This window comes from Nitrosomonas sp. Nm166 (genome assembly GCF_900112825.1).
Classification (GTDB): Bacteria; Pseudomonadota; Gammaproteobacteria; order Burkholderiales; family Nitrosomonadaceae; genus Nitrosomonas.
In genome coordinates, this window is record NZ_FONE01000081.1 from 1 (window position 1) to 5010 (window position 5010).

At 44.6% G+C, this 5010-nt stretch carries 2 protein-coding genes, 3 tRNA genes and 2 pseudogenes; 2 read left to right on the plus strand and 5 right to left on the minus strand.

Annotated features, from left to right (window positions below; translation table 11 throughout):
* Positions 1-403: 403 nt before the first annotated feature.
* Positions 404-1483, plus strand: a pseudogene (locus BM021_RS14435) (IS4 family transposase); the annotation flags it as partial.
* A 321-nt stretch (positions 1484-1804) separates the two neighbouring features.
* A complete protein-coding gene (tnpA, locus tag BM021_RS14440) occupies positions 1805-2236 on the plus strand; it encodes an IS200/IS605 family transposase (protein ID WP_090721693.1) in 432 nt (143 codons plus the stop codon).
* 80 nt (positions 2237-2316) lie between these two features.
* On the opposite strand, the pseudogene BM021_RS14445 reads toward tnpA, so the two are convergent.
* The 5 genes and pseudogenes from BM021_RS14445 to BM021_RS14465 form a co-directional block, all read right to left on the minus strand.
* Positions 2317-3173, minus strand: a pseudogene (locus BM021_RS14445) (IS110 family transposase); the annotation flags it as partial.
* Between the two features lie 158 nt (positions 3174-3331).
* The gene (locus BM021_RS14450; protein WP_090721694.1) at positions 3332-3628 is read right to left on the minus strand and encodes a hypothetical protein; all 297 of its coding nucleotides are present in this window, start codon (positions 3626-3628) and stop codon (positions 3332-3334) included.
* A 569-nt stretch (positions 3629-4197) separates the two neighbouring features.
* Positions 4198-4273, minus strand: a tRNA-His gene (locus tag BM021_RS14455).
* Positions 4274-4338: 65 nt separating this feature from the next.
* Positions 4339-4415: transfer RNA gene (locus BM021_RS14460), tRNA-Arg, on the minus strand.
* Positions 4416-4449: 34 nt separating this feature from the next.
* Positions 4450-4526: transfer RNA gene (locus BM021_RS14465), tRNA-Pro, on the minus strand.
* Positions 4527-5010 lie beyond the last annotated feature (484 nt).

Here is a 5010-nt window from a genome sequence, read left to right on the forward strand (position 1 = left end):
ATCGCAAACTCGTTTTGTTGGTGGTATAGGAACCCCCAATATTACGAGTTTGTCTCTATTTATTAAATACTTATCTTAAAACGTCAACAGACCCTAGAAACTTTTGTAGATAGCACGCACTACCGTGGAACATGTTACTGTGCGGCCAATTGGATTTATCTGGGGCAGACCCAGGGACGTGGGAGGCAGGATCGAACCCATACTGCGTTGGGAACGATCAAGGACATCTGGGCTTATCCGTTGCAATCGGATTGGCGCGCAGGGTTATGCACGAAGGTGGTGACATCGTCTGCTAAATGCTCTGAACCTGAGGATTGGGCTGAGGAAGAATTCGGTAGCTGCAGACTGCCAGATGCGCGACTACAGGAACGTTTGCTAATATTGGCGCGCGCGCGACTTCTATGCGCGCCCAACGGCTAGTGTGCCTCAAGCGTGTAGCAGTAGAGCCAAGACCAAGGCAGCCTATCGTTTTCTGGAGCATAAAGACACAACAATGCAGATTCTGCTACAACCGCATTACCGCGCCACTGAAGCACGGCTAAGCAAAGAATCGATAGTGCTTACCATACAAGATACTACTAGTCTGGATTACACAACTCATCGGGCTATGGAGGGATTGGGGTCGATAGGTGCTTGGATGCAGGGACCGCAAGGATTGCAATTACAAAGTACGCTTACCTTCAATGTGCACGGCACACCCTTAGGGTTTCTCGATGTACAGTGCTGGGCGCGCAATCCGTTAACCTTCGGCAAGAAAGCCTTGCGCCATCAGGTGCCCATCGAACAGAAAGAAAGTAACAAATGGCTGAAGGGCTATCGCGCAGTGGCGGCTGTGCAAACACGTTGTCCAAATACCACGCTGGTGAATGTGGCTGATCGCGAGGCTGATCTCTACGAGCTATTCGCCGAGGCGACTACTCAACCTGCAGGACCAAAACTCCTGGTACGAGCCAAACATAACCGTCAATTGCAGAGTGAACAGGCGCGGCTATGGCAGACATTGCAAGCCCGGTCAGTTGCTGGCATTCAAGTATTGCAGTTGCCGCGCCAAGGCAGCCGTATAGCACGCGAAGCGCGCTTGGCGATTCGTTATGCAGCAGTTACCCTACTGGCACCCAGCAGCCATAAAGGTGCTCCAACGATTCCACTGTGGGCTGTTTACGCACAAGAACAAGACGCACCGGCAGATACAAAGCCTCTCGAATGGCTCCTGCTCACTACTTTGCCAGTGATAAACTTCGAGCAAGCGATAGAGAAGTTGTTATGGTACACGCGCCGTTGGGGTATCGAAGTGTTACATCGCATGTTAAAGAGTGGTTGCAGCATAGAACAGCGCCAATTCGGCCGAGTTGATCGACTCGAAGCATGTTTAGCCATTGACTTGGTGGTGGCGTGGCGAATCTATCATTTGAACAAACTTGGTCGGATCACCCAGAAGCACCTTGCACGGTGTATTTTGAGGATGCCGAGTGAAAAGCGCTGATGGTGTTCACAACCCAGAATCCTCTTCCTCCATCAACGCCACCAAGTTTACGCGAAGCTATTCATCTTGTAGCCAGCCTGGGTGGCTTCAGGTCGTAAGAGTGATGGCGATCCAGGTACACAATCGCTCTGGCTTGGACTACAACGCTTGGACGACATCACTGCAATGTGGCAAGTTATGAACGATATGGTACACAATACCGTGCCCAGCAGGTTGGATTCTGGGTAAAGATCAGGCCTATGCCGGGGGACTGATAAAGGTTTGACCGAGTGAAACGGTCACCTTGATTCTTTTAGCTTGACCAAAAGCTAGGAGAATCAGATGAGAGATTACCAGAGACTGACGCATACGACATGGGATTATAAGTATCACGTAGTATTTTATTCCGAAGAAACGAAAGAGATGATATTTGCAGCAATCCGTAAGCATCTGGGAAAAGTGCTGCATGATTTGGCAGAGCAAAAGGGGTGCCAAATATTGGAAGGGCACTTGATGCCAGATCACATACATATGTGTATAAGTATACCGCCAAAATATTCGGTATCGCATGTAATAGGTTACATCAAGGGGAAGAGCGCGATATCGATAGCGCGCCGATTTATGGGGAAAGCAAAAAACTTTACGGGCGAGAATTTCTGGGCACGAGGTTATTTTGTATTAACAGTCGGATTGGATGAAGAGATGGTTAGAGAATACATCCGTAACCAAGAGAAGGAGGACGAACATTATGATCAGCTCAAACTTGGTATCTGATGCTGCCTTTAGGCAGCTCCAGCTTTCGCCCCTTTGAGGGGCTAACAAATATAAGCCTCCAGCTTTGCCGGAGGTGATTTAACTGCTCGTGCTCCATGAATCAGCAAAGTGCGCAGATAAGTGTCGCCACGTTTGACTTTTACCAAGTAATATCTGCTTGCCACTGCTAGAGCATTGTTTGGGTACCAGTCCAAACCATGCCGAAAGTTGCTTGCCGTTCTTGAACTCTGTGGCATTCCCAACTGTTGCAACAATGGCGCTTGCCGCAATCGGGCCAATACCGGGAATGGCTTCCAGTCTTTGACTGGCTTCGTTCTCCTTGTGCCACAGCTTGATCTGCAATTCCAACTCTTCCACTTGGCGACTCAATTCCATGAGGTGATCGGTTAGCCTTTTAAGTCAACCGACGCATGGTTGTTGGCAAACCGTTTTCAGCATCTTCCAGAATGTCCGGCATGCGTTTGCCAATCGAATGAAGCCTCGTGGAATGATGATACCAAACTCGGAGAGCAGGCCACGTATCTGGTTTGCCTGGGCGGTTCTGGCTTTCACAAAACCCTGTCTGGCACGATGCACCGACAGAATTGCTTGTTGTTAAATGTTCTTGATCAATAAAAAAACGTATGTTAGGGCGACTCACCGCTTCGCAGATCGCTTCTGCATCCGCCATGTCATGCTTATTGGTTTTGACGTAGGGTTTGACGAATTGGGGTGACATGAGCTTGGCGGTGTGCCCAAATTCACCCAGCTTTCTCGCCCAGGGGTGTGAACTACCGCATGCCTCCATATCAGTCAGGCAGGGTTCTAAATTGGCAAAATACTTCACCATCTCGCTGCGCCGCAATTGCTTGCGCAACCCAGTCTTACCATGCATATCTACACCGTGAATCTGAAATACTTCCTTTGCCAAATCAATGCCTATCGTTGTAATCTTCATGTCAGACGCTCCTATCTGGTTTAGTGGTCATTACACCATTACTTTGGTACTTTGATGCCGTTTAGGGTAGTGGGCGTCCATTCCATTACCTCAAGGATAGTAATACTACAACCTGAAATAGTGTCCGGATTTATTAGACCATTACACTATCTAGAGCCTTACTTTATATGTTCATCATCATCTGATTTTCTATGATGAGTTGTTTGAGTGGTGGTGTTCCTGACAGTGCTTTTACTAGCTCTAATTTGATTTCGATGTTTTTTTAGTTCAGCGTTATATTCTGCATTTTCTCTTTCATCGAGTTTTCTTATAAGCTTATCAGTTTCCGACTCTGCCTGTGCATCAGGAGGAAGCTGCCTACTCGCAGTGTTACTTTCTTTACGAATAGAAGGCCTTAATTTATATAAAAATATAATAACAACCACCACTAATAAAAAAATAATGATGATCTCCATGTATTGCTCCAATTAGTTAATAGCTTAGATTCAGTACGATATTAAACTAAATAAAAAACTCAGGCTAATAATATCTCTATATGAGGGAATTGTTGGCTAAAAATAGATACCCAGCCGCTTTTGGCACAGAGTGCGCGAAAGTAATATAATGTTCTGTATATATATTTCTTGTTGAGAGTCTGTTTTAGCTTCTTTTGTATTCAATTAAACTTCTTTCTTGCTGCAGAGATAAGATAAATGCATTCTTTATATCTTCGTAAGCTATGGATCAATTGTTAACGTTAACGCTTTTATAATAAAATATCCATCCATGATATTTGGGCCAGGTATAGATCGCATCGATGAAATTATTACAAGGGAGTATCTTTCACTCTATTGTAAGAGTATTCGACTTAATTTCGCCTTCTCTTTGCGAGAGAGCTGTTTCACGCTTTCCGTACCTTATATGCATTAAGTTTATGCTTAAACCCGATTAAGCTGGGGTGGAGACGACCAGGATTAGCTGACTGAAATCTGTGAAACTCTAAAAATCTTACTTGTCATTGAGGAGATAATTTATTTATTGATTTTGGGGTGGCTGATGGGACTCGAACCCACGACAACCGGAATCACAATCCGGGACTCTACCAGCTGAGCTACAGCCACCACAAGAAAAATAATTTTTACAATTGAATTGAGCAATGTAAGTCCACATGATACAGAAATATTTGTGGCGTGCCCGACAGGGATCGAACCTGTAACCCCCAGCTTAGAAGGCTGGTGCTCTATCCAATTGAGCTACGGGCACCAAGTCGAGCGTACCTTACATTTAGGGTTGAAATTGGTCGGGGTGGAGAGATTTGAACTCCCGACATCCTGGTCCCAAACCAGGCGCGCTACCAGGCTACGCTACACCCCGGAAAGAGCAACACTATACCTTTTTAGGTTTAAAACGTCAATTTCTTCGTCTTTCACTTAAGTGCACGCCGCTGATACTCTGAGTACTGTTTATTAAAAAATAATATACCTAGAGCTTACTCAAAAAGTATTTCTCATAATTGTTTAAAATTTATAATTCATAACCAATTGTTCTATAGAGAATATTATTTGTAACAACATGCGGTTTAATAAAACTGATTGAACATAGGGGAGCTTGAGTTCAAATCAAGTGCAAGGGTTTTTGCATAATTTATTCAAAAACCTTGCACTTAAATATTGATTTTTAATATATTTATACGTAAAAACAATCACTTATACTTTTCTGAGTAAGCTCTACCTATGAACCATTTTCAGTTTAGTTTGCCCTAACCTGGATATTGCACGAGCATCAAAAATAAGAGCGAATTTGCCAGAGATTCATTTTTCAAGGGGGATAAATCGAGTTTCTATTCAGAATTTATTGT